This window comes from Leifsonia sp. 10N434, assembly GCF_056394405.1.
This window is the reverse complement of record NZ_JBFTHV010000001.1, coordinates 1,038,268-1,061,364: the sequence shown is the minus strand read 5'-3', so window position 1 is coordinate 1,061,364 and position 23,097 is coordinate 1,038,268. Positions and strand designations below refer to the sequence as shown.

21 protein-coding genes and 1 pseudogene are annotated in these 23,097 nt (G+C 71.2%); 16 read left to right on the top strand and 6 right to left on the bottom strand.

The window, feature by feature from the left end:
• The first annotated feature begins 35 nt into the window (after window positions 1-35).
• Together AC1DB1_RS05215 and AC1DB1_RS05210 are read left to right on the top strand one after the other, a co-directional pair.
• Complete coding sequence (locus AC1DB1_RS05215; RefSeq protein ID WP_477200004.1) at window positions 36-1,631, top strand: MFS transporter; 1,596 nt, start codon at window positions 36-38, stop codon at window positions 1,629-1,631.
• Window positions 1,632-1,858: 227 nt separating this feature from the next.
• Window positions 1,859-3,250, top strand: a complete 1,392-nt coding sequence (locus AC1DB1_RS05210) for a pyridoxal phosphate-dependent decarboxylase family protein (protein WP_477200003.1) — start codon at window positions 1,859-1,861, stop codon at window positions 3,248-3,250.
• Window positions 3,251-3,266: 16 nt separating this feature from the next.
• Here AC1DB1_RS05210 and AC1DB1_RS05205 read toward each other — a convergent pair whose 3' ends face one another.
• On the bottom strand, window positions 3,267-4,025 hold the full coding sequence (locus AC1DB1_RS05205; protein WP_477200002.1) for a COG4705 family protein: 759 nt from the start codon (window positions 4,023-4,025) through the stop codon (window positions 3,267-3,269).
• Window positions 4,026-4,089: 64 nt separating this feature from the next.
• Here AC1DB1_RS05205 and AC1DB1_RS05200 point away from each other — a divergent pair, with 64 nt between their 5' ends.
• The 4 genes from AC1DB1_RS05200 (at window position 4,090) to AC1DB1_RS05185 (ending at window position 8,164) form a co-directional block, all read left to right on the top strand.
• Window positions 4,090-4,755: a response regulator transcription factor gene (locus tag AC1DB1_RS05200; protein WP_477200001.1), complete on the top strand. Its 666-nt coding sequence runs from the start codon at window positions 4,090-4,092 to the stop codon at window positions 4,753-4,755.
• Window positions 4,752-5,732: a sensor histidine kinase gene (locus AC1DB1_RS05195; protein ID WP_477200000.1), complete on the top strand. Its 981-nt coding sequence runs from the start codon at window positions 4,752-4,754 to the stop codon at window positions 5,730-5,732. The genes AC1DB1_RS05200 and AC1DB1_RS05195 overlap by 4 nt, the downstream gene beginning before the upstream one ends.
• A 153-nt stretch (window positions 5,733-5,885) precedes the next feature.
• Window positions 5,886-7,439 carry a glycosyltransferase family 39 protein gene (locus AC1DB1_RS05190; protein ID WP_477199999.1) on the top strand — a complete coding sequence of 518 codons (1,554 nt, stop codon included), beginning with the start codon at window positions 5,886-5,888 and terminating at the stop codon, window positions 7,437-7,439.
• Between the two features lie 62 nt (window positions 7,440-7,501).
• Window positions 7,502-8,164: a DedA family protein gene (locus AC1DB1_RS05185; protein WP_477199998.1), complete on the top strand. Its 663-nt coding sequence runs from the start codon at window positions 7,502-7,504 to the stop codon at window positions 8,162-8,164.
• Between the two features lie 29 nt (window positions 8,165-8,193).
• Here the strand turns inward: AC1DB1_RS05185 and AC1DB1_RS05180 are convergent, their stop codons facing one another.
• Window positions 8,194-9,123: an aldo/keto reductase gene (locus AC1DB1_RS05180; protein WP_477199997.1), complete on the bottom strand. Its 930-nt coding sequence runs from the start codon at window positions 9,121-9,123 to the stop codon at window positions 8,194-8,196.
• A 140-nt stretch (window positions 9,124-9,263) separates the two neighbouring features.
• On the opposite strand from AC1DB1_RS05180, the gene AC1DB1_RS05175 reads away from it, so the two are divergent.
• From AC1DB1_RS05175 to AC1DB1_RS05165, 3 genes are read left to right on the top strand one after another with little or no spacing between them, the layout of a single operon-like run.
• Window positions 9,264-9,575: a hypothetical protein gene (locus AC1DB1_RS05175; RefSeq protein ID WP_477199996.1), complete on the top strand. Its 312-nt coding sequence runs from the start codon at window positions 9,264-9,266 to the stop codon at window positions 9,573-9,575.
• 50 nt (window positions 9,576-9,625) lie between these two features.
• Window positions 9,626-9,988, top strand: coding sequence for a hypothetical protein (locus tag AC1DB1_RS05170; protein ID WP_271177554.1), 363 nt, complete (start codon window positions 9,626-9,628; stop codon window positions 9,986-9,988).
• Window positions 9,985-10,539, top strand: a complete 555-nt coding sequence (locus AC1DB1_RS05165) for a hypothetical protein (protein WP_477199995.1) — start codon at window positions 9,985-9,987, stop codon at window positions 10,537-10,539. Before AC1DB1_RS05170 ends, AC1DB1_RS05165 begins: the two co-directional genes overlap by 4 nt.
• A gap of 13 nt (window positions 10,540-10,552) precedes the next feature.
• Here the strand turns inward: AC1DB1_RS05165 and AC1DB1_RS05160 are convergent, their stop codons facing one another.
• Window positions 10,553-10,828 (bottom strand): hypothetical protein, encoded by a 276-nt coding sequence (locus tag AC1DB1_RS05160; RefSeq protein ID WP_271177556.1) that lies wholly within the window; start codon window positions 10,826-10,828, stop codon window positions 10,553-10,555.
• Between the two features lie 249 nt (window positions 10,829-11,077).
• Between AC1DB1_RS05160 and AC1DB1_RS05155 the strand changes: the two genes are divergently transcribed.
• Window positions 11,078-11,668: a 4'-phosphopantetheinyl transferase family protein gene (locus AC1DB1_RS05155; protein ID WP_477199994.1), complete on the top strand. Its 591-nt coding sequence runs from the start codon at window positions 11,078-11,080 to the stop codon at window positions 11,666-11,668.
• Here AC1DB1_RS05155 and AC1DB1_RS05150 read toward each other — a convergent pair.
• Together AC1DB1_RS05150 and AC1DB1_RS05145 are read right to left on the bottom strand one after the other, a co-directional pair.
• Entirely contained in the window at window positions 11,646-13,013 is a 1,368-nt protein-coding gene (locus tag AC1DB1_RS05150; protein ID WP_477199993.1) for a M1 family metallopeptidase, read from the bottom strand. The two genes, AC1DB1_RS05155 and AC1DB1_RS05150, sit on opposite strands and share 23 nt — an antisense overlap.
• Complete coding sequence (locus tag AC1DB1_RS05145; RefSeq protein ID WP_477199992.1) at window positions 13,010-17,017, bottom strand: Pls/PosA family non-ribosomal peptide synthetase; 4,008 nt, start codon at window positions 17,015-17,017, stop codon at window positions 13,010-13,012. The genes AC1DB1_RS05150 and AC1DB1_RS05145 overlap by 4 nt, the downstream gene beginning before the upstream one ends.
• Before the next feature lie 422 nt (window positions 17,018-17,439).
• Here AC1DB1_RS05145 and AC1DB1_RS05140 point away from each other — a divergent pair, with 422 nt between their 5' ends.
• From AC1DB1_RS05140 to AC1DB1_RS05125, 4 genes are all read left to right on the top strand, one after another.
• On the top strand, window positions 17,440-17,925 hold the full coding sequence (locus AC1DB1_RS05140) for a pentapeptide repeat-containing protein (protein WP_477199991.1): 486 nt from the start codon (window positions 17,440-17,442) through the stop codon (window positions 17,923-17,925).
• 270 nt (window positions 17,926-18,195) lie between these two features.
• Window positions 18,196-18,873 carry a TOPRIM nucleotidyl transferase/hydrolase domain-containing protein gene (locus AC1DB1_RS05135; protein ID WP_477199990.1) on the top strand — a complete coding sequence of 226 codons (678 nt, stop codon included), beginning with the start codon at window positions 18,196-18,198 and terminating at the stop codon, window positions 18,871-18,873.
• A 78-nt stretch (window positions 18,874-18,951) separates the two neighbouring features.
• The gene (locus tag AC1DB1_RS05130) at window positions 18,952-21,243 is read left to right on the top strand and encodes an FUSC family protein (RefSeq protein WP_477199989.1); all 2,292 of its coding nucleotides are present in this window, start codon (window positions 18,952-18,954) and stop codon (window positions 21,241-21,243) included.
• A gap of 46 nt (window positions 21,244-21,289) precedes the next feature.
• Entirely contained in the window at window positions 21,290-21,613 is a 324-nt protein-coding gene (locus AC1DB1_RS05125) for a GNAT family N-acetyltransferase (RefSeq protein ID WP_477199988.1), read from the top strand.
• 249 nt (window positions 21,614-21,862) lie between these two features.
• Here AC1DB1_RS05125 and AC1DB1_RS05120 read toward each other — a convergent pair.
• Window positions 21,863-21,961: pseudogene (locus AC1DB1_RS05120) on the bottom strand (ferritin family protein); the annotation flags it as partial.
• Between the two features lie 327 nt (window positions 21,962-22,288).
• Here AC1DB1_RS05120 and AC1DB1_RS05115 point away from each other — a divergent pair.
• Complete coding sequence (locus AC1DB1_RS05115; protein ID WP_477199987.1) at window positions 22,289-22,507, top strand: hypothetical protein; 219 nt, start codon at window positions 22,289-22,291, stop codon at window positions 22,505-22,507.
• 4 nt (window positions 22,508-22,511) lie between these two features.
• Window positions 22,512-23,051, top strand: a complete 540-nt coding sequence (locus AC1DB1_RS05110; protein WP_477199986.1) for a tetratricopeptide repeat protein — start codon at window positions 22,512-22,514, stop codon at window positions 23,049-23,051.
• Window positions 23,052-23,097: the final 46 nt, after the last annotated feature.

Genomic DNA, 23,097 nt, shown 5'->3' with positions numbered 1-23,097 from the left:
CCGACGTTATCGCTGAAGGCCGTCGGAGGGCACGGATGAACGACAGCAGCACGGAATCGCTCTCGGCGCTCGCGCCGCTGCGGGTCACGATCTTCCGCGCGCTGTGGATCGCCTCGGTCGTCAGCAGCATCGGCACGTGGATGCAGACCGTCGGCGCCCAGTGGCTGCTGGTGGAGCAGCCGAACGCGACCGCGCTCGTGCCACTCGTGCAGGCGGCGTCCGCGCTGCCGTTCCTCGTGCTCGGCCTGCCCTCGGGCGTGCTCGGCGAGTTCCTCAACCGGCGCAGCCTGCTGATCGCGGTTCAGGCGTTCCAGGTGGTCGTCGGCCTGTTGCTCACCGTGCTGACCTGGCTGGGGGCGATGCCGCCGAGCCTGCTGCTGATCCTGACGTTCCTGCTCGGGGCCGGCAGCGCCGTGCAGCTCCCGGCGTATCAGGCGCTCGTCCCCGAACTCGTCCCCCGCGCGCAGATCGCGAACGCCGCCGCGCTCAGTTCCATCGGCGTCAACGTCGCCCGGGCCATCGGGCCTGCCGTCGCCGGAGCGCTCATCGCCTTCATCGGGGTTCCCGCCGTGTTCCTGATCGACACGGCCACGTTCGTACTGTTCCTCGTGATCCTGCTGGGGTGGCGCGGCTACCATCCCCCGCCGCAGCGTGCCGAGCCGTTCGTCGACGCGACGCGCGCGGGCATCCGGTACGTCTGGAACGCGGGCGTGGTGCGGCGCATCATCATCTGCCTCGCGCTCTTCGTGATCCCGGCCAACGCGATGTGGGCGCTGCTTCCGCTGGTCGCCGAGGGGCGGTTGCACTTGGACGCCGGCGGCTACGGCCTGCTCCTCACCGCACTCGGCGTGGGCGCCATCGGCGGGTCTCTTCTGCTGCCGCGCATCCGGGCCCGCTGGGGTCTCAACACGCTCACGCTCGTCGCGTCCGCGATCTACGGGATCGGGATGCTCATCCTCGCGTTCGACGCGCCGCTGCTGCTGATCATCCCCGTGCTGGTCGTGATCGGCGTCGCCTGGATCGGGGTCGTCGCGTCGCTGAACGGCGCGGTGCAGGCGTTCCTGCCGGTCTGGGTGCGTACCCGCGGCGTCTCCGTGTACCAGCTGGTGTTCTTCGGGAGCACGGCGGCCGGCGCCATCCTGTCGGGCATCCTGGCGCAGGTGTTCGGGATCCCGGCGGTCATCGTCGGAGCGTCCGTCATCATCGTCGCGGCCGCCGCGTCGCAGCTGATCTGGCCGCTGATCCGCACGGAGGGCATGGACCGGTCGACCGCGCAGCTGCCGCTGAGCGAGCTGCCGGGCGTCCCCGTCGGCGACGAGTCCGACGAGGCGGCGACGCTGGTGCTGCTCACCTACGTCATCCCGCCGGAGAAGCAGGCGGACTTCCTCGACACGATGCGGATGCTCGAGCGCAGCCGCCGGCGCACGGGCGCGCGGCACTGGGTGCTGTACCGCAGCCGCGACGCGGAGAACACCTACCTCGAGGAGTTCAGCACCGGATCGTGGCGCGAGCACCTGGCTCAGCACGAAGACCGCCAGACCCGGTACGACCTCGATCTCGTGCGCGCAGCATCGGCGTTGTCGTCGGAGCCTGTCGTCGTCCGGCACTACACCGCCGCCGGGGGCACGTGAGGAGCCGAGGGCGCATGGCGAGCCGAGGGCGCATGGCGAGCCGAAAGCGGCGTAGCGCACGTTTTCTGCGTCGAAGCACTGAATTGCGCACGATTCGATCGCCGAACGGAGCCTTGCGCTCGCAAATGTGCATTCGCGCATCCGGATGTGGCAGCCTGTCGTAGCCGCACCCGCCGTCGCCGCAGCCACCAGCCGTCGCACGCGCCGCGCGGCCCAGAGAGGACACCATGGAACGCCACAACGAGACGCCCGCCACCCGGATGCACGCCGTCTCCCACGAGACCGAGGAGATCGTCGACCTCGTGCTCGACTACTCGCGCCGGCGCATCCTGAGCAGTGACACCCCGCTCGACAAGCCGATGGCCGAACCGGAGCTGCGTCGGCTGGCCGGCTCGTCGATCCTCGACAACGGCATCGGCGCCAAGCGCGCCCTCGCGCTCTTCGAGCACGTGCTGGCTCCCGCCTGCATCACCACGGACCACCCCCAGTACCTGTCGTTCATCCCGACCGCGCCCACCAAGGCCGCCACGGCGTTCGACCTGGTCGTCTCGGCCAGCGCGGTGTACGGCGGCTCGTGGCTCGAAGGCTCCGGAGCGGTCTACGCCGAGAACGAGGTGCTCTCGTGGCTCGCGAAGGAGTTCGGTCTTCCCGAGACCGCCGGCGGCGTCTTCGTGCAGGGCGGCACGCTCGGCAACCTGTCCGCGCTCGTCGCGGCCCGCGATCACGCCCGCGCAACCCTGACGGATGCCGGCGCCGAGCTGCCCGCACGCTGGAAGATCGTCTGCAGCGCCGAGGCCCACTCGTCGATCGCCTCGGCCGCCAGGGTGATGGACGTCGACGTGGTGCCGGTCGCCCCCGCCGAGGGCGGCATGCTGAGCGGCGCGAACGTGCGCCCGGCGCTCGAGGAGCACGGCACTGCCGTATTCGCCGTCGTTGCCACCGCCGGCTCCACCAACTTCGGGATCGTCGACGACATCGCCACGATCGCCGCCTTGCGCCCCGAGTTCACGTTCTGGCTGCACGTCGACGGCGCCTACGGCCTGGCCGGGATGCTCTCCCAGCTCGCCCGCGACCGGTTCGCCGGCGTCGAGCACGCCGACTCCGTCATCGTCGACCCACACAAGTGGCTCTTCGCCCCGTTCGACGCCTGCGCGCTCATCTACCGCGACCCCGAGGCGGGGCGCCGCGCCCACACGCAGCACGCCGAATACCTCGACACCCTCACCGAGACCGCCGAGTGGAGCCCGTCGGACTACGCCGCGCACCTCACCCGGCGTGCGCGCGGGCTTCCCCTCTGGTTCTCGCTCGCGACCTACGGCGAGAACGCCTATCGCGAGGCGGTCAGCGCGTCGCTGCGGCTGACCCAGCGCATCGCGGCCGAGATCGAGTCGCGCGAGGGCTTCCGCCTCGTGCGGCAGCCGCAGCTCTCCGTGGTGGTGTTCGAGCGCGACGGCTGGGACCGCGCCGACTACTCGGCCTGGTCCGCCCGGCTGCTGGACGAGCAGCGCGCGTTCGTCACGCCGAGCTCGCACGCGGGGCGCCCGAACACGCGGTTCGCCATCCTGAACCCGATGACGACGTTCGAGCAGCTCGTGGGGATCCTCGACACGATGGTCTGACGGCGCGGCCGGCCGGTCACGCGGCGACGGCGTCGGGCAGTTCGCCGGTCGGGGTGCGGCGGCGCACCGACATCACCACGACGCAGACCACGATGCCGGCGAACAGCACCAGGCTCACCGCGCCCGTGCCGAAGCCGAGGCCGTGGCGCGCGGGCGGCAGGGCCAGCCAGTCCGAGAGGGACGCGCCGAACGGACGCGTCAGCACGTACGACATCCAGAACGCGGCGGTTGCGCCGAGCCCCCACCAGCGGTAGGCGACGCCCGGCAGCGCGAACAGCGCGGCGAACAGGATGCCCGACGTCAGGTAGCCGAGGCTGAAGGTCACCGCGGTCAGGTCGCCGACGGCCGTGCCGAGCGCGAAGGTCGTCATCACTGCTGCCCAGTAGAAGAACTCGCGCGGTCGTGTATCGATGTGGTGCACAGAGAGGGTGCGCTGCGTGGCGTACCAGACGGCGAACACGGCGGCCAGGATCACCAGGAAGGCCGACGTCGAGACCAGATACGGCACGCCGAACTGCACGTGGATCACGTCGGCGACCATCGTTCCGAATACGGCGACCATCAACACCGCGAGCCAGTAGACCCAGGGGATGTAGCGGCGCACCGCGAACTGCAGGATGAGCGTCGCGGCGAGCACCACGGCGGCCCCGGCGACGGCGACCGGCGGATCGATCTGGTGCACCAGGAAGTCGGACGTCGTCTCGCCCATCGCGGTGGTGAGGACCTTGGCCACCCAGAACAGGGCGGTCACTTCGGGAACTTTGTTGCGCAGCACGGCAACACGGTGCCACCCCCGCACTAAGAAACCGCTGAGATGCGGACCAGTAGATTGAGCAGTCATGGAGCGTGAACGGCAACTGGTGCTGCTGGTCGAGGACGACCCGCGCCTCGGACCGTTGATCGAGCAGGTCCTGGCCGAGACCTACGACGTCACCCTGGTCGCCGACGGCGACGAAGGTCTGCGCGTCGGGCTGGCCGACCCGTTCGATGTCATCGTGGTCGATCGCCGGCTGCCGGGGACCGACGGGGTGACCATCGTCGAGACGCTCCGTGCGCGCCGGGTGGTCACGCCCATCCTGATGCTCACCGCGCTCGGCGCCGTCGCGGACCGGGTGAACGGGCTCGACGCCGGCGCGAACGACTATCTGGTCAAACCGTTCGAGTTCGATGAACTGCTCGCGCGGCTGCGAGCGCTCACCCGCACGTTCACCGGCGAGGGACCGGCGCTGCCCATCGGCGAGTGGCAGTTCTATCCGGAGAGCCGCTGCATCTACTCGCCGTACGACGGGCGCATCCAGCTCACCGTGCGGGAGAGCGCGCTCGTGCGGCTGCTGGCCGAGAACCCGCTCCGCACCTTCACGCGCCGCCAGATCCTCCGTGAGGTGTTCGAGAGCGACGACCAGCCCGGAACGGTCGACACCTACGTGCACTACGTGCGCCGCAAGACCGACAAGGACCTCATCGCTACAGTGCGCGGCGAGGGGTATCGATTGGGACAGCCGTGAGTCGCCGCTCCGAGACCGACATCGACGCCACGGCCGTCCGACGCGCCTCGCGGATCGTAGGCCTGCAGATCACCATCGCCTCCGGCGCCCTGGTGATCGCCGCGATCGGGGTGGCGTTCTTCTTCGTGCTGGACCAGTTGCGGCCGTCGGAGCTGGCGGAGAAGCCGCGCCCCGGTGAGCACAAGATCTACATCGACACCACCGAGGCGCTGGTGGCGTTCATCGTGGTCGGGGTGCTCGCGGTGGCGGTCGCCGGCGTGGCCAGCCTGATCATCACGCGCCGAGCGGTCGGCCCGCTCGGCCGGGCCCTCCACATGCAGAAGGCCTTCGTGCAGGATGCGAGCCACGAGCTCCGCACGCCCCTCGCCGTGCTCGACGCGCGGCTGCAGATCCTGCAGCGGAGGCTCCCGGCCGACGACCCCTCCTCGCCGATCGTCGAGGAGCTGCGCGCGGACACCCGAGCGCTGATCGACATCGTCAACGATCTGCTCCTCGCCGCCGACCCCCAGGATGCGTCCCCCGAGCCGATCCCGGTTGTCCCGGCCGTTGAGCGCGCCGTCGAGGCGATGCGGGTGCTGGCGCAGCCACGTGGCATCCGGGTGGTCTTCGACGCGGACGGGGAGCCGTCGGTGGCGGTGCCGATCGCGAGTCTGCAGCGCTGTGTGACCGCGCTCGTCGACAACGCGCTCACCTATGCGCCCGACGCCTCCACCATCACGGTGACGGTCAGAACCCAGGGGCGCAGGATGCTGCTGACCGTGGCCGACGCGGGCCCCGGCATCCAAGGCATCGACCCGCAGCGCATCTTCGACCGCTTCGCGCGGGCGCCGCGACCCGCAGGTGCCGACGCGCGACCGAGCTTCGGCATCGGTCTCGCACTGGTGCGGGAGATCGCGGCGCGCTACGGCGGCGGAGTCGACGTGGCGCAGACGGGCGAGGCGGGCACAGTGCTCGAGCTGAGCCTCCCCCTCGCCTGACGCGCGCGGCCGCCCGCGCTCCGTGCGCGGACCGTTCACAGAAGTTCCCGAGATGTACACCTCAGAAGGATCGCCCCTGCATTCTCTTGGAGGATTCTGAGACCGGACCGGCTGAACTGGGGAAGACCGTTCGCCATCAGAGGGGAGGTCTCGATGTCACTCGTCGCAACGAAGCCGACACCCCGCACGCGCGCCGCCCTCGGCGCGCTCACCGGTGCGCGCTGGTTCGTCGCCTCGCTCGCCGGCCTGCTGGCGACGTCGATCGCAGCAACCGGATCGTGGATCCCCTCCCTCTGGGGCGACGAGGCCGCGAGCCTCATGTCCGCCGAGCGCTCCCTCCCCTCGCTGGCCGGGATGCTCGGCCACGTCGACGCCGTGCACGGCACCTACTACCTCGGCCTGCACTGGTGGATCCGGGTCTTCGGGACCTCGCCGTTCGCTCTGCGCTTCCCGAGCGCCGTCGCCGTCGGGCTCGCGACCGCCGCAGTCGTCGTGATCGCCTGGCGGCTCGAAGGACGGCGGATGGCGATCATCGCGGGCGCCGTGTGCGTGATCCTCCCCCGCGTCACCTACATGGGCGAAGAAGCCCGGTCGTACGCCTTCAGCGCAGCGGCCGCCGCCTGGCTCACCGCGCTCCTCATCGAGATCCTGCACCGCCGCGAGGTGCGGATGCGCTGGTGGGTGGCGTACGGGGCCGTGCTGGCCGTCGGCACGTACTTCTTCCTGTACGTCGCACTCTTCGCGGCCGTGCATGCCGTGATCCTGGCATCGGTGCGCGCGCGACGCTCGACCCTGATCGGCTGGGGCGCCGCGGTCGCCGGGGCCGCCCTCGCGTCCGTTCCCCTCGGCCTGGTGGGACTGATCGAGCGGAACCAGATCTCCTACCTCGCGATGTCCGAGCAGGTGACCCTCCCGACGCTGTTCGGTTCGCTGTGGTTCGGTACGTGGTGGGTGGCCGCGGGCGCGTGGGCGCTCATCGTCGTCGCCGTCGTGGTCGCATGGCGCAGGCGTCGCGGCGAGATCCGGGCGACGGCGGATCCCGCCCCGTGGATCGCCAAGCGCGGCCTCCCGACGCTCGAGGGCGTCGCCATCGCCTGGCTCGTCGTGCCGACGGGCATCCTGATCACGGCCCACGCCGTGATCCCCGACTTCACCGCCCGCTACGTCTCGTTCTGCGCGCCCGCAGCGGCGATCCTGATCGCGTGCGGCATCCGGGCTCTGGCCGACAGGCGCCGGTGGGCGGGCATCGCCGCAGGCGCCCTGATCGTCGCCCTCATCGTTCCCGTGTACATCGGGCAGCGCACGCCGTACGCGAAGAACGACAGCGACTGGGCGCAGGTGAGCGCCGAGGTCGGGGCCAACGCGCATCCGGGCGACGGCGTGATCTTCGACGAGTCGGTGCGCCCCTCGTGGAGGCCGCGCCTGGCGCTGCACACCTATCCGGCAGGCTTCGCGGGCCTAACCGATGTCACCCTCGACGTGCAGTTCACCCAGAACGACACCTGGCACGACCGGGCCTACTCCGTCGCCCAGGCGGACGAGCGCAACCGGCTGGTCGGAATCGAGCGCGTATGGCTGGTCGAGTTCGCCGCCACGCCGTCGACCCCGGACAGCTGGGGCCTTGACACCCTCGAACGCGAGGGGTTCGTTCAGACGGGCACGCGCATCGCCACCCATCGCGAACTCATCATCGAGCTCGAGCGCTGACAGCCCGGCGGGGCCGCAGGTTCCGCCGCACACGCCGACCGAACACCACCCGAAAGGACCCTGTGTCACCCATCGCCATCCATGCCGGACTCCTCGACCCCCAGGCCCTCATCGACGGGGCGGGACCGTGGGCGCTGCTCGGCGTGTGCGCGATCGTGTTCGCCGAGTCCGGCCTGCTCATCGGGTTCTTCCTGCCCGGCGACACGCTGCTGTTCTTCACCGGAGTGCTCACGCTCTCCGGCCACATCCCGCAACCGCTCTGGCTGATCATCCTGTGCGTGTCGGTGGCCGCGATCCTCGGCGACCAGGTCGGGTTCCTGATCGGGAGGAAGAGCGGCCCGGCGATCTTCGAACGGCGGGAATCCGGGCTGTTCAGCCGCGCGAGCGTGGAACGCACCCAGCGCTTCTTCGACCGCTTCGGCCCGGCGGCGGTGACCGTGGCCCGGTTCGTCCCCGTCGTGCGCACCTTCGCGCCGGTGGCGGCGGGTGTCGGCAGGATGCGCCGCTCCACCTTCACGGCGTACAACATCGTGGGCGCCGTGGTGTGGTCGGCCGCGGTGATCCTCATCGGCTACGGGCTCGGGCACATCCCCGGTGTGGCCGACTTCGTGGCGACGTACCTCGACCTCATCCTGATCGGCGTCGTCGTGCTGTCGGTGGGACCGGTGATCGTCCGCGCCATCGTGCTCCGGATGCGCCGCAGCAGGGTCGACGCCGACAGCTGACCGCCCGTCGGGCGATGCGTGGCGAGCGGCTACGGCAGGATGTAGCCCGCTGCGGTGAACAGGCGGTACCACTCCTGCCGGGTCAGCGGGATGTCGGAGCCGGCGGCCGAATCGCGCACGCGTCCCGGGTTCGTCGTACCGAGCACCACCTGCATCTGCGCGGGGTGCCGCGTGATCCACGCGACGGCGATGGCTGCGGGCGGCACATCGTAGGCAGCGGCCAGCTCGTCGATGACGTCGTTGAGCTCGGGGTAGCTCTCGCGGTCGCCCAGGAAGACCCCGTCGAAGAACGCCTTCTGGAACGGCGACCACGCCTGCAGCGTGATGTCGTGCAGGCGGCTGTAGTCGAGGATCCCGTTGTCGCGGTCGATCGACTGGTCGAGACCGGCCATGTTGGCGGCGATCCCGGAGGCGATGAGCGGGGCGTGCGTGATGCTGAGCTGCACCTGATTGATCACGAGCGGCTGGCGCACGAACCGCTTGAGCAGCTCGACCTGCCCCGGCGTGTGGTTGGAGACGCCGAAGTTGCGCACCTTGCCGGCGGCGTGGAGCGTCTCGAACGCGGCGGCGACCTCTTCCGGCTCCACGAGGGTGTCGGGACGGTGCAGCAGCAGCACGTCGAGGTGGTCGGTGCGCAGGGCCTCCAGCGACTCGTCGACCGACGTCAGGATGTGATCCTTCGAGAAGTCGAAGGATCCCTCGCGGATTCCCACCTTGGACTGGATGATCCACGATTCGCGATCGCTCGGGCTGAGCCGCATGGCGTCACCGAACCGGCGCTCGCAGCCGTGCGGCTCGTCGCCGTAGACGTCGGCGTGATCGAGATAGTTGATCCCTGCGTCGCGCGCCGAACCCACGAGCTCGCGGACTTCTTCGTCACTGAGCTTCGAGATGCGCATCAGGCCCAGGATGATGTTCGAGGCCTCGAGAGTGGTGCCGGGCAGGGTGAATGTCTTCATGTCTCCATCCTCCCGCTCAATCCCGAGAACGCCACCCTTTGCCATCCTGTGCCGCGAGGCTGCTCCCCGCTACACTGCGGGAACCGGGCTGCCGGAACCGGGCGGTGGGACCCGGCACGTTGGACGAAGAGGGGTGGACGATGACGTCACGGCGAGTTCGACCGAAAGCGGTGATCGGCTGGGGGATCGGCATCGCCGTGGGCGGGGTGCTCTTCCAGATCCTGGTGCCGACGCTGCTGTATCCGATCAACGACATCGGCGCTGCGACGACCGACATCGACCAGTCGCTGATGTGGATCCTGCGGGTCGTGGTGCAGGTCGTCGGCAGCCTTCTGCCGTACCTGGGCGCCTCGGTGATCGGGGCGGGTCTCGTGATGCTCTACATCGACGCGAACGTCGTGCGCAAGAACGCGCACGCGTTCCAGCTCCGCGCTCCAGACAGCACCGACTAGGCAGGCCGCGAGGCGGTGCACGGCCGGGCCCCGAGTTCTATCGTGGGTGCATGACGTCACTCTGGTCGATCGGGTCGCGCAATTCCGTGCTCAGCATCGCGTCCGCCGAGTCGGTGCTCTCGATCGGCTCGGTGGGTTCGGCCCTGTCGATCGGATCGGTCGCCTCCTTCGCCTCGATCGGATCGTTCGCGTCGGCCATGTCGGCGGTTTCGTCCCACTCTTTCCAGGGTGCGGGCTCGCTGCTCTCGGGCCAGTCCAGCTTCTCGCGGCTTTCGTGGCGGGCGGACGGCGCCGACCGCAACGGCGGCTTCCACCTCGACGCGCCGACCGCGCTGACGCGTGCCGCTCTGATCGCGGGCGCCGTCGCGGCGCTGGGCTTCGCCTGGTGGGCGGCCGGCGCGCGACGCCGATGAGCGACGATCTCGCGGCGACGCCGGCGAACGCCGACGAACGCGCCGTCGACGGGATCAGGTCGCTCGTCGCCGACGCGGTCGCACGGCTCTCGGAGGCGGGTGCGCGGCAGGAGGAGCTGGCCACGTTCATCCCGCGACAGCGCCGGATGCTCATCACGCGCGAGCCCGTGCTGCAACCGGTCGGACGAGTGTGGCGCCTGGGCGTGCTGCTGCTCGACGCCGACGGCGTTCTGCGAGCGACCGGGGCCATCACGCGGGCGACGGAGCCGGGGCGGCCGGCATATCAATCGCAGTCCGCGGAGACGCGCCGCGCCTACCGGGCAGCGGCGCAGCGCGGGCATTTCGCGTCCGGTGCCACGGTGAACTACGACGCGGAGGTCATCGACCTCGACGCCGAGAGCCTGCGTTCGACCGCAGGACCGCTGTTTCTGCGCGACGGACGCGCCCTCGTGCGCTGGAGCCCGACGGCGACGGATGCCGACGCGGTCGACTTCGCGCGCTACCTCGCCGAGCGCGTGGAACTGCTGGTGTCACCGCCGCAGGGCGCGTAGCGCGCGGTCGGAATCAGCTCGTCGCCGTGCCCGACGACGGCTTGGCGGCCTTGCCCGTGATGTCGTCGAGCTTGTCGCTCGCCTTGTCGACGACGTCGCTCACGCGGTCGCCGAGCTCGCTCGCCGCCTTGCCCGCCAGGTCCTTCACATCGCCGGCGACCTGCTGAACGGGCGCCGACTGGGTGAAGCCGTTGACCTGGCGCTTGATGCGTTCGTACGCCTGCCGCCCGGACTTCGAGCCGAACACGTAGCCGACGCCGACGCCGGCCAGGAAGATGATGAATTTCATGGGTTCTCCTCGTGAGATGACGGGGGATGTTCCGGACCCGACGAACCGTACGCGCGATCCCCGCCGCGCGACAGGGCTTGCAATCGGGCCGTGTTCGTCGTTTGCCAGCCGTGTTCGTCGTTTGCCAGTAGTGGTGGGGCCAGGCCCCGGATAACCACCGCAAGTGGCAAACGACGGCGGGCGGGCCGGCGGGCGGCGGGCGGCGGGCCGACGGCCGCCGGCCGGGGGCGGCGGTGGGAGACTGGGCCGGTGATCGACGGGAACGGGATGGCGCTGGGCGTGGCGCATGGCACACCCAGCGGGCGCGCGCTGCTCCGCGCGCTGGTCGCGGAGCTCGCCGGAGCCACGCCGATCGACCCCGACGCCGTGATCATCGAGGCCCGGTGCCCCGACTGCGGCGGCGACCACGGTCGTCCCGTCGTGATGGCCCCGGATGCCGCGCGGCACATCCACGTCGGCCTCAGCCACGTCGGCGACACCGTCGTCGGGGTCGCGAGTGCCGATCGGAGCGTCGGGATCGACGCCGAGCCGGCGGGTGCGCTGGCCGACGGCGAGCGCGCCCAGCGCATCCGGGAGCTGATCGGACGCCACGACGGCGATCCACTGCGGCGCTGGACGGCCATCGAGGCCGTGCTCAAGGCCGACGGCCGCGGGCTGCGCGTCGACCCGGCCACCGTGTCGCTCGACCCACTCGAGCCGCTCGACCCGGCCGACCCGGCCGACCCGCGCGCTTCGCACACGAGCGCCTGGCGCGCATCCGTGCCCGGCGACACGCGCCGCTACATCGTGACCGAGGTCGCCGTCGAGGGCCTGGTCGTCAGCGTCGCGCGCGAGCTCTGACGCGGTCCGGCGCCGGCGGCAGGTCGGGCACCGGCAGGGCATCGAGCCACGCGTCGAACAGCGCGTCGAGCACGTCGGCGGACGCGCCGGTCACCTCGGCGGCGAGCGCGCGGAAGTCGTCCGTCACGGCCGTGCCGAATCGGCGGCGCTCGGTCCAGGCACGGAGCAGCCCGAAGAACGCCGCGTCGCCGACGGTCAGCCGCAGCGCGTGGAGCGTGAGCGCACCCCGCTTGTAGACACGGTCGTCGAACATCAGCGCTGGGCCGGGATCGGCGAGGAGCAGATCCGCCGGAAGCGTCCGCAGACCCGCGTGGTAGCGGCGCGCGAGCTGGTCGGCCGTGTCGCACCCCGCGCGCTCCGACCAGATCCACTCCGCATAGCAGGCGAAGCCCTCGTTGAGCCAGATGTGCTGCCAGGCGGCGAGGCCGACGCTGTTGCCGAACCACTGGTGGGCGAGCTCGTGCGCGATCAGCCGTTCAGAGCCGCCCTCGCCGTCCACGTGGTTCTCCCCGAAGATCGCCGAGCCCTGGGCCTCGAGCGGGATCTCCAGTTCGTCCTCCGTCACGATCACGGTGAAATCGGGGAACGGGTATGGTCCGAAGGCTTCGGAGAAGGTCTCGAGCATGGTGGCGAGCGGCGCGAAGTCGGCGTGCACGCGCGCCTCGAGCTCGGCCGGGAAGACGAACACCACCGGCGTCGGGGCCACCTCGACGTGCCGGCGCAGGTATCCGCCGATCTGAACGGTCGCGAGGTAGGTCGCGGTCGGTTCGTCGCACTCGTAGAGCCACGTGCCGCGACCCGACGCGAACCCGTGACTCACCAGCCGCCCGGTCGCCACCACCGTGTACGGCTCCTCCGCCGACATCCGGATGCGGTACCGCGCCTTGTCCGACGGGTGGTCGTTGCACGGGAACCAGGTGGGCGCACCGTTCGGCTGCGCCGCGACGATCACGCCGTCGGTGAGCTCCTCCCACCCGACGAGGCCCCAATGACTGCGCCGCGGCGCCGGCGACCCCGCGTACGCGAGCTCGACGGTGAACTCCTCGCCGGCCGCGATCGGCTGAGCGGGCGTCACGACCACCTTCGACGGCGTCTGGCGGAACCGGGTGCGCTTCTCACCGGTCAGGCGGACGCGGGAGACCCGCAGACGCACCAGGTCGAGACTGAACGATGTCAGCTCCTGCGTGCTGCGCGCCACGATCACCGCGGTGGCGTCGAGCCGGTTCGTCGCGACCCGGTAGCGCAGGTCGAGGTCGTACGAGTCGACCGCGTAACCCCCGTTGCCGGAGTGCGGCAGATAGGGGTCCCCCGCGTTGTGCGCACCCGCGCTCTTCGCCGTCGTCACGAGACCACGGCGTGGTAGTCGGCGATGGTGACCTCGCGCCACGGACCGATGGGGTTGCCGCTCCACCGGCTGCGGTCGGGAACCAGCTCGCCGCGCATCACGAGCGATGCCGGGCCCACCGTCGCGTGCCGTCCGATGAGCGCCGCCGGCAGCACCACGCTGTGCGGCCCGAGGGTTGCACCGGTCTCGAGGGTCACCGTGTCCATGCTCATGATTCGATCATGGAACAGGTGCGTTTGCACCACGCAGCCACGATTCACCGTGGAGGCGTCGCCCAGACGTACGAGGTCGGCCTCCGGCAGCCAGTAGCTGTCGCACCAGACTCCGCGGCCGATCGAGGCACCGAGGCTGCGCAGCCACCACACGAGCGCGGGGGTCCCCGCTGCCGCCTGCGCGAACCACGGGGCGGCCACCATCTCGGTGAACGTGTCGGAAACCTCGCTGCGCCACACGAACGACGACCAGAGCGGATGCTCGCCCGCCCGGATGCGGCCGATGAGCACCCACTTGGCCGCGGTGCTGACCAGAGCGGCGACCGCACCTGCGGCGAGCATGACCACGCCGCTCAGCAGAACGGTCGCGAGCACGCCCCACGCGTCGGCGAGCGCGGCCAGGGCGAACAGCACCGCCAGGCCGAGCCCGCAGGTGACGAAGACCGGCACGATCCGGCACAGTTCCCAGAGCGTCCTCGCCAGGCGGAGCCCCGTCGACGGGTTGTACGTGCGATTGGCGTCGCCCTCCGCCGCCGTGCGCCTGAGCCGCACCGGCGGCGAGCCCAGCCACGACGATCCGGGCTTCGACTTGCGGGGAGCGGCGGAGAGCACGGCGACGAGCCCGTCACGCGGAACCCGGTGCCCGGCCGCAGCCATGCCGGAGTTGCCGAGGAAGGCGCGGGCGCCGATCTCCGCCCGGGCGATCCGCACGCGCCCGCCGCCCAGTTCGTACGACGCGACGAGGGTGTCGTCGGCGAGGAAGGCGCCGTCTTTGACGACCGTCATCGCCGGGAGCAGCAGCACGGTCGAGGCCTCGACGTCACGGCCGACCTGCGCTCCGAGCATCCGGAGCCAGACGGGGGTGAAGAGGCTCGAGTAGAGGGGGAACAGCAGCGTGCGCGCGAGGTCGAGCAGCCGCTCCGTCGTCCAGACCTGCCAGCCGACCCGCCCACGCACGGGGAACGTGCCGACGGAGAGGCCGAGTCCGAGCAGGCGGACTCCCGCGACGACCGCAACGGCGAGCACGAGGCCTGCGACGAGGGTGGCGGGGATGATCGCTGCGATCGATCGCACCGCTGCCTCGGCGAGCGAGTCCGAGCCTGCGATGAAGATCGCCACGAGCACGCCCCCGGCCGCGAAGGCGATGACGGGCACGAGGGCGATCGCGATGGCCGAGGCAGCGTAGGCCGCGAGCCAGCGCGTGTGACGCGGCGGGCGCTCGGGCTCCCACCACGCCGTGGCCGGGCCGACGCGCTCGGCCGGGGATCCCGCCCAGCGTTCGCCGGCGCGCACCCGGCCGAACACCGCGGAGCCCGGCGCGATCGCGGCGTTCTTGCCGATCCGCGCCCCGGGCAGCAGGGTGCTCCTCGCGCCGATCGTGCTGTTCGCGCCGATCCGGATGGCCCCGATGCGCAGCAGGTCGCCGTCGATCCAGTAGCCGGCGAGGTCGACCTCGGGTTCGATCGCGGCACCGGCGCCGATCCGCAGCATCCCGGTCACCGGCGGGAGGGAGTGCAGGTCGACATCCGGACCGATGCGGGCCCCGAGGGCACGGGCGTAGTACGTGATCCAGGGTGCGCCCGCCAGGCTCACCGCACCGACCTGGTGGGCGACCTGCTCGGCCAGCCACAGGCGCAGATGGACGCCGCCTCCGCGCGGATAGTCACCCGCCGTCACCCCGGACAGCAGCAGGCGTGCGCAGACGACCGAGATCGCCATCCGGCCGAAGGGCGTCGCGAACAGCAGCAGTCCGATCAGCAGCACCCACAGCGGCGTCGACGGGAGGAAGCCGAAGCCGGGGAACGCGTGCAGGATGGCGCTCGCGGTCAGCAGCCAGACCACCCACCGGATGCCGCTGAAGACGAAGAGCGGGACGCCCAGCAGCGACTGGAGCCACTGCATCCGGGCCGGTGTCGGCGGAACGATGTGGGTCGACTCGGGCTCGGGCGGGTTGGACGATTCCCTCGAGGCGAGCTCGGCGGCCATCGCACCCAGTCTCGGATGCGCGTAGATGTCGGCGACGGTGAACTCCGGATCGCGCTGCCGGATGCGGCTCACGAGCTGCGCGGCCGCGAGGGACCCGCCTCCGAGGTCGAAGAAGTTGTCGGAGGGCGCGGTCGCCGGGAGCCCCAGAACTGCCTGCCAGTCGGCGGCCAGTTCACGGACGCCGGGGTCGAGATCGGCGGAGCCGTCGTCGTCTGGGAGCGGCCAGGGGAGAGCAGCGCGATCGACCTTGCCGGAGGTGCGTGTCGGCAGGTCGCCGACGACGGCGAGCACCGGGACCAGCGCGGCGGGCAGCTCCTCCCGCAGCCGGGCCAGGGCCGCGCCGCGGTCGAACGACGACGGATCGGCGACCGCGAGGTAGCCGACGAGCACCTGGTTGCCGGCCGCGGTCGTGCGCACGGCGGCGGCCGCGCCGGAGACCCCGGACAGGTTCTGCAGCGCCGCCTCGATCTCGCCGAGCTCGATGCGGCGACCGCCGACCTTCACCTGGTCGTCGGCGCGCCCCTGGAAGAGGAGGCCTGCGCGATGGAAGCGCACGAGGTCGCCGCTCCGGTAGGCGCGGTCCCAGCCGATCGAGGGCAGCGGTGCGTACTTCTCCGCGTCTTTGACGGGATCGAGGTAGCGCGCGAGCCCGACGCCGCCGATGATCAGCTCGCCCACCTCGCCATCGGCGACCGGATGCCCGTCCCCGTCGACGACCGCGAGCGCCCAGCCGTCGAGCGGAAGTCCGATGCGCACGGGGTCGCCCGGATGCAGCAGGGCCGCGCACGCGACAACGGTCGCTTCGGTCGGCCCATACGTGTTCCACACCTCGCGGCCGCTGACCGCCAGTCGCTCGACGAGTTCCGGAGGGCAGGCCTCGCCGCCGAAGATCAGCAACCGCACGTTCTCGAGCGACTCGGCCGGCCAGAGGGCGGCGAGGGTCGGAACGGTGGAGACGATCGAGATGCCCCGCGTGGTCAGCCACGGACCGAGATCCATGCCGCTGCGCACGAGGGAGCGCGGCGCGGGGACGAGGCAGGCGCCGTGCCGCCAGGCGAGCCACATCTCCTCGCAGGAGGCGTCGAAGGCGACGGAGAGCCCCGCGAGCACCCGGTCGCCCGGCCCGATGGGCTCGTCCTGCAGGAACAGTCGCGCTTCGGCGTCGACGAAGGCGGCCGCGGAGCGGTGCGAGACAGCGACGCCCTTGGGGGTGCCGGTGGACCCCGAGGTGAAGATGATCCAGGCGTCGTCGTCGGGCTGCGGGGCGGAGACGATCGGCGTCGCGGACGTGCTCGGATGCGCGGGTGCGCCGGAGAAGAGGGCGGCGGGTCGCGGCGCGGGGTCGGCTGCGGCCGAGGCGGCTGGGGCCGGGGCGGCCGCGGTCGAGTGGGCGGGGGCCGGGTGAGCGGGGGTCGACGGAACGAACTCGCCGTCGCCGCCGATCACACCGCGGACGGCCGCCTCGCCGAACACCAGCTCCGCACGCTCATCCGGATCGTCGGCGTCGACCGGCACATACGCGGCACCTGCCGCCATCACCGCGAGGATGGCGATGTACAGCTCGCGCCGCCCCGACGCCATCCGCACGCCCACGCGATCGCCCCGACGCACGCCTGCCAGGGTGAGGCGGGCGGCGACGACCACCACGCGCGCCATGAGCTCGCGATAGCTGAGAGCGCCGTCCGCGTCTTCGAGAGCGGACGCATCCGGATGCGCGGCCGCCGTCGCCCGCAGGATGTCCAGGAGGGTGCGCGGCGCGGGCGCGTCGGCGAGTCGATCGAGGATCCCCGCTCGGGTTTCGGTCACGTCTCAACTCCGGTCGCCGCGGTGCCCGCTCGAACAGGCACGTCGCGGGAACGGTACCCAGCGGCGGTAGCCGGGAGGTGAACGGACTCGATCGTGAGCCGGCTCAGTCCCGTGCGGAAACTGTCATGGCCGGCAGGTCTCAGGCGTCGGCTGCGGCAGTGTGAGCCGAGAGCGCATCGACCAGTGCGGCCTTGCTCAGCGTCGAATAGCCCCGGATGCCCGCCGCCCTCGCTCGTCCGCGCAGCATCGCCACGGTGAGATTCGGGTCGGTGTGCGGCGCGTCGGCGTGCGGCGCGGTCGCGACCGGCGCAGTTCGTGCCGGGGCGGGTGCAGTTCGTGCTGGAGCCGGTGCAGTTCGTGCGGGCGCAGGCGTGCGAGGCGCGGATGCGACGGCCGGCACCTCCCTGACAGGAGCAGCACGCTTGGCAGCGGGCTTAGCGGAAGCTCTGGCGGCGGGCGACACGGTCGAGGCCGGCTTCGGCGCCGACCCGGACTTCGCCTTCACTGTGGTCGACGTCGAGGATGACGGCTTCGACGCCTTGGACGCCGACGGCTTCGACGACTTCAGCGCTGGGGACTTGGCCGACTTCGAGGAGGACGACTTGGAGGGTGCCGACTTCGCGGAGGACGACTTGGAGGGTGCCGACTTCGCGGGCGCCGACTTCGCGGGCGCCGACTTCGCCGACTTCTTCGCCTTGGTGGCCTTCTCCAGCGCGGCTTTCGCGGCAGCTGCATCCTTCTCCGCCCGGCGGCGCAGCTTCTTCGCTTCGGCCGCCAGGTCGTCCGCCTTCTGGCGCGCCTTCTTGTCGACCTTCTTCGCGGTTCTCTTCGCTTCCGCGATCGCTGCCTCGGCCGCTGCGAGAGCGCTCTCGGCCGCCTTCTCGAGCGTGGACTTCTTCGCCATGTGATTCCCTTCGACCGCATGTCGGGCGGGTGCTCGGCGTGCCCAGTCTGGCACCGCCGCCGCGCGCACGCACCTGTCCGCGCCATCAACCGTCATCCGCGCCGCCCACCGGCCTGCCTTCGCCGTCGTTTGCCAGTTGTGGTGGTTATAGGGGCGTGGGGGCCACCACTACTGGCAAATGACGGTCGGCGGAGCCGGAGGCGGAGCTGGAGGCGGAGCCGGACGCGGGGCCGGACGCGGCGCCGGACGCGGCGCAGGGTGCCAGAATGGCTGCGTGACGGAGGCGGCGAGCATCCGGGGCACTGGCGACGGCGCCCGCGGTGACACGCGCGCCGACGCGGTCCGCCGGTTCGAGCAGGCGGCTCAGCGCTGGGTCAGCAGCCGGTCCGCCGGCGCCACGCCCGACGCGACCACGCACGACGCGACCACGCACGCCGCCGCCACCACCGCCGTGCTCGTCGAGGGCACGAGCGACCGCGCTGCCCTGCTCGCGCTGGCCGAGCTTCACCAGCGGGATCTCGCCGCGGAGGGCGTCGCCGTGCTTCCGATGGGCGGAGCGATGAGCATCCGGCGCTTCGTGGGGTTGCTGGGCCCGTCGGGCCTCGGGATGCGCCTCCGCGGCATGTGCGACGCCCACGAGGTCGGCTTCTTCGAGCGTGCCGGGATGCCCGCGGACGGTTACCAGGTGTGCGAGCCCGACCTCGAGGGCGAGTTCATCCGGGCGCTCGGACTCCCACGGATCGAGGCGGTGCTCGCCGCGCAGGGCGACCTCCGACTCTTCCGCACCTTTCAGCAGCAGCCGGCGCAGCGCCCGCGATCCACCGAGAAGCAGTTGCATCGCTTCTTCGGCACGACGTCAGGACGCAAGGAGCACTACGCGCGGGAGCTCGTGCTCGCCGCCGGGGTCGAGCGGGTCCCTGCACCCCTGAACCGCCTGCTCGACTCGCTCTGAGCCGCACGGCGATGCCACCCGCCGATCGCGAACGCTCGCCCCGTTCCCCTGCGCGGAGTGTTCCCCTAGCATCGGACCGTGGCCAGGACGCCGTCCGCTCAGTCCGTCCGCCGAGCCGTCGTCCCCCGGCCGGTCCTCTTCCGAGCCCTGCGCGCCGCCATCGTCATCCCCGGTGTGTTCGCGATCGGCACGCAGCTCCTCGGCAGCGCGACGATCGGGCTGTTCGCCTCGATCGGGTCGGTGTCGATGCTGCTGTTCGTCGACTTCGGCGGGAGCATCCGGCAGCGAGCGCAGTCGCAGGCCGGCCTCGTCATCGCCGGCCTGTTCTTCGTCGCGCTCGGCACCCTCTGCTCCCGCAACATCTGGCTGGCGACGTCGGTGACACTCATCGTCGCCTTCGCGGTGCTCTTCTCCGGCGTGGTGAGCTCGGTGCTGGCCGGCGCCCAACCCGCCGTGCTGATCAGCTTCCTGCTGCCCGTCACGTTTCCGGCGCCCGTCGACCTCATCCCCGACCGGATGCTCGGCTGGCTGCTCGCCGGCATCGTCTCGGGGGTCGCGATCCTGCTGATCCCTCCGCACCGCAAGCCCGAGCCGCTGCGCTCCCTCGCCGCGGAGGCCTGCGCGCGACTCGGCGAGGAGCTCTCCGCGCGAGGAACGGGTTCCGCCACGGGTGCGGCCGAAGCCCGCGACGATCAGGCCGCGTCGGATGCCGCCGTCGCGGCCCTGCGGAACACCTTCTTCGCCGCTCCCTACCGGCCATCCGGGCTCAGTCGCTCGGCGCGCGCGGTTGTGCAGATCGCCGAGCAGGTCATCGCCCTGCACGCGGGGCTCGATCGCCGCTCGGAACACGACAGAGAGGGCGAACGCGCGACGTTCGAGGCCATCGGGGTCGCGTTGCAGCGTTCCGGCGGGGTCCTGGCGTCGGACCGGTCCGACCTCGAAGCCCTGCGCCCGTGCCGCACCGAACTCCGGCGCGCCCGCGAGAACGCGGAGCGCGCGGTCGTCGACGCGATCCCGGATGCGCTGGCCGGCGCATCCGGACAGCCGCGCTCGGCAGCCATGATCGCCATGCTCGACGAGCTCGAGCCCGCCTTCGCCACACAGGATGCCGCGCAGATCGCCGACGCGATCGTGGAACAGGTGCAGAGCTGCGCCGAGGCGCGGCAGCGCTCGTGGTGGCACCAGCTGATGGACCGGTCGGCCGCATCATCGGCCAGGGACAGGATCGGCGCCCACGTCGACCGTCGCTCCGTGTGGCTGCGGAACAGCATCCGCGGTGCTCTCGGGTTCGCGGCGACCGTCTTCGTCGCCGACCTGCTCGGCGTCGAGCATGCCTTCTGGGTGGTCTTCGGGACGCTGGCGGTACTGCGCTCGAACGCCGCCAACACGGGGCAGTCGGCCATCCGGGCGATCGCGGGCACGCTCCTCGGACTCGTGATCGGCATCCCTCTGGTGCTGGCGATCGGCGGGCAGGTCTCGGTGAACTGGATGCTGCTGCCGATCGCCGTCGCGTTCACCGCCATTGCGTCCTCGCTGTCGTTCACCGTCGGGCAGGCCTCGTTCACCGTCACGCTGTTGCTGCTGTTCGGAGTCGTCGAACCGGTGGGGCTGCAGATCGGCATCGTGCGCATCGAGGACGTGGCGCTGGGATGCGCGGTGAGCGTGCTCGTGACGCTGCTGCTGTGGCCCCGGGGTGCGGCGGCCCGCCTCAACCAGGCGCTCTCGAACGGCTTCGACACGGCGGCGCAGTTCTTGAGCGGGGCGACGCAGTTCGCTCTGCTCCGCGGGTACAGCGAGGCAGAGCTGACGCCGCCGCCCGACGACGACCGCGCGTTCGCCGCCGACTCCGCCCGCCGCCTCGACGACGCGTTCCGCCAGTTCCTCTCCGAGCGCGGCGCGAAGAGCATCGACTTGTCGGAGCTCACGTCCCTGGTCGTTGCGATCGCGTCGGTGCGCAGGCTCGCCACGGCGATCTGCGACCTCTGGGAGCGCGACGACGAGGGCGCCGGAGATCCGCAGACGGCGGCGAGGAGCGAGATCCTCCTGTCGCAGGCCGTCGTGGTCGGCTGGTACCGCCACGCGGCGGCGGCCCTGGCGCAGAACGCACCGGCCCCGGATCCGCCCGCCGGGTCGGGAGTGACCGCCAGCCGGCTGCTCGACGCGTTCCGGCGCGACCTCGGCGTACCGGATGCCGACCAGGCGCTCACCGCGTTCAAGCTGGCTTGGACCAACCATCACATCCGCGTCGCCGCCGTCATCGCGCGGGACATCGCGCCGGCGGTGTCGGCCGCCGTCGAGATGGGGGTGGCGCGGAACGCGTGGCTCTTCCCGGTGCGGCGCCGCAGTCGCCTGCGGGCGGCCGTCGCCTGACCGCTATCGGGCTGCTCCCGGCGGCCGCATTCATAAGGAGCACGACATGACGGATGACTCGCAGATCGAGATCCGCAACGACCAGGCCGACGGCAAGTTCGAGGCGTGGCTCGGCGACCAGCTCGTCGGCGTCGTCGTGTACGAGAGGAACGGGCAGCGCTACCTGCTCACGCACGCGGCCGTCCTCCCCGAATACCAGCATCACGGGATCGGCAATCGACTGATCGGCGGCGTGCTCCAGACGATCCGCGACGAGGGGGCGACGGCCACCATCATCTGCCCGTCGGTGCGGACCTTCGTCGACCACCATCCGGACTACGCCGACGTCGTCGACGCAGCGTACCCCGGGGTCCCCTCCAAGGCGGTCTGACAGTCCTGTGTCGCCGAGAGGTGCGAGATGTCGGCCATTCGACCGGAATGAGCGACATTGCGCACCTCTCGCGTCAGGAGGTCGCCTCGGAAAGATCGCGTCAGGAGGCAGCCTCCTCGGCGGCCTCGCCGTGCTCGACGATGTCTCCGCTCGTGAACAGGATGCCCTGCGCGGTCTCGCGCCACTTCGCTTGGCCCGCAGCAAGAACTCGAGCTCCATGCTGAAGTGCTTGTACTCCTCGCCGAGCGAGTCGAGCATGATCGCCTTTGCGACCTCGTCCTTCTCGACGGCGATGCGCTGCTCGTACCAGCCGATCGCCTCCGCCTCCTCGGACAGGCTCGCGCACATGCGCGCAAACGTCCTGGTCTCCTCGCTGAGCTCGGCCGGCGGCTCGTGATACTGGTCGGTGGACATGGGATGCTCCTCTCGCTCTTCTGCTGCTTCTTCTGCTCGCTGCTTCGCAGTCGCCCGCGACTGTACGCCTGACGTATCGTGGGGCATCCCGAGCGATCCAACCCCGACGATCCCGCCCGAGGAGGACCGGATGGCACGAACCTTCGAGACCGTCGACGAGTACATCGCCGCGGCCGACCCCGCCGCCCGAGAGGCGTTGACGCGGCTGCGCGAGACCATCCACGCCGCGGTGCCGGATGCTCCAGAGAAGATCCGTACGACATGCCGGCGATCGCGGTGGCCGAGAAGCACTGGCTGCATTTCGCCGCGTGGAAGCGTCACGTCGGCATGTATCCGGTGTCGCGCCTGGAGCCCGAGCTCGAGGAGCGGATCCGGCCGTTCCGCACGACGACCTCGACCGTGAAGTTCCCGCTGGCCGCGCCCATCCCGTTCGAGCTGGTCGGCGAGGTGGCGAGGGCCCTGGCCGCTACGGCAAGCTGACAGGATGACCGACAGCGCCCCCATCACGCCCGAACTCGAGCAGCGGCTCCGCACGATCTTCGAGGGACGCGACCGCACTCACATGCAGCCGACGATCGACGCCTTCCTCGACGTGCTCGCCGAGCATCCGGACAACGCGTATGTGCTCTACGACGTGGGCGGTTCGTACGACACCGCCGGCGAGGAGGAGACCGCTCTCGGCTACTACGAGCGGGCGATGGCGGCCGGCCTCTCGGGCGACACCCTACGGCGCTGCCTGCTTCAGCACGGCAGCACGCTGCGCAACCTCGCGCGCTACGACGACTCGCTCGCGGCGCTCGACCGGGCTCTGGAGCTCTACCCGCAGTCTGAGTCGGTGCGGATGTGGCACGCGCTCTCCCTGCACGCGGCCGGACGCAGCGACGCGGCCGTGGCTGCGCTCATGGAGCTGGCGGTGGACGAGATCCGCACGGAAGATCTGCTGCGGTACGAGGCGGCTGTTCGCGGAAATGCGGAGTACCTGTGGGGGCTCGACGCGTCACGGACCTCATCCGCCCAGAGCTGAGCGCGCGAACCCACCGCGTGGCGCGGCCTCGCCGGCGCGTTCCCGT

Coding starts and splice junctions, on each gene's coding strand:
- AC1DB1_RS05180 (WP_477199997.1), bottom strand. CDS start 9,123: ATGAAGACATTCACCCTGCCCGGCACCACTCTCGAGGCCTCGAACATC.
- AC1DB1_RS05170 (WP_271177554.1), top strand. CDS start 9,626: ATGACGTCACTCTGGTCGATCGGGTCGCGCAATTCCGTGCTCAGCATC.
- AC1DB1_RS05125 (WP_477199988.1), top strand. CDS start 21,290: ATGACGGATGACTCGCAGATCGAGATCCGCAACGACCAGGCCGACGGC.
- AC1DB1_RS05200 (WP_477200001.1), top strand. CDS start 4,090: ATGGAGCGTGAACGGCAACTGGTGCTGCTGGTCGAGGACGACCCGCGC.
- AC1DB1_RS05210 (WP_477200003.1), top strand. CDS start 1,859: ATGGAACGCCACAACGAGACGCCCGCCACCCGGATGCACGCCGTCTCC.
- AC1DB1_RS05115 (WP_477199987.1), top strand. CDS start 22,289: ATGCCGGCGATCGCGGTGGCCGAGAAGCACTGGCTGCATTTCGCCGCG.
- AC1DB1_RS05190 (WP_477199999.1), top strand. CDS start 5,886: ATGTCACTCGTCGCAACGAAGCCGACACCCCGCACGCGCGCCGCCCTC.
- AC1DB1_RS05215 (WP_477200004.1), top strand. CDS start 36: ATGAACGACAGCAGCACGGAATCGCTCTCGGCGCTCGCGCCGCTGCGG.
- AC1DB1_RS05160 (WP_271177556.1), bottom strand. CDS start 10,828: ATGAAATTCATCATCTTCCTGGCCGGCGTCGGCGTCGGCTACGTGTTC.
- AC1DB1_RS05175 (WP_477199996.1), top strand. CDS start 9,264: ATGACGTCACGGCGAGTTCGACCGAAAGCGGTGATCGGCTGGGGGATC.
- AC1DB1_RS05165 (WP_477199995.1), top strand. CDS start 9,985: ATGAGCGACGATCTCGCGGCGACGCCGGCGAACGCCGACGAACGCGCC.
- AC1DB1_RS05110 (WP_477199986.1), top strand. CDS start 22,512: ATGACCGACAGCGCCCCCATCACGCCCGAACTCGAGCAGCGGCTCCGC.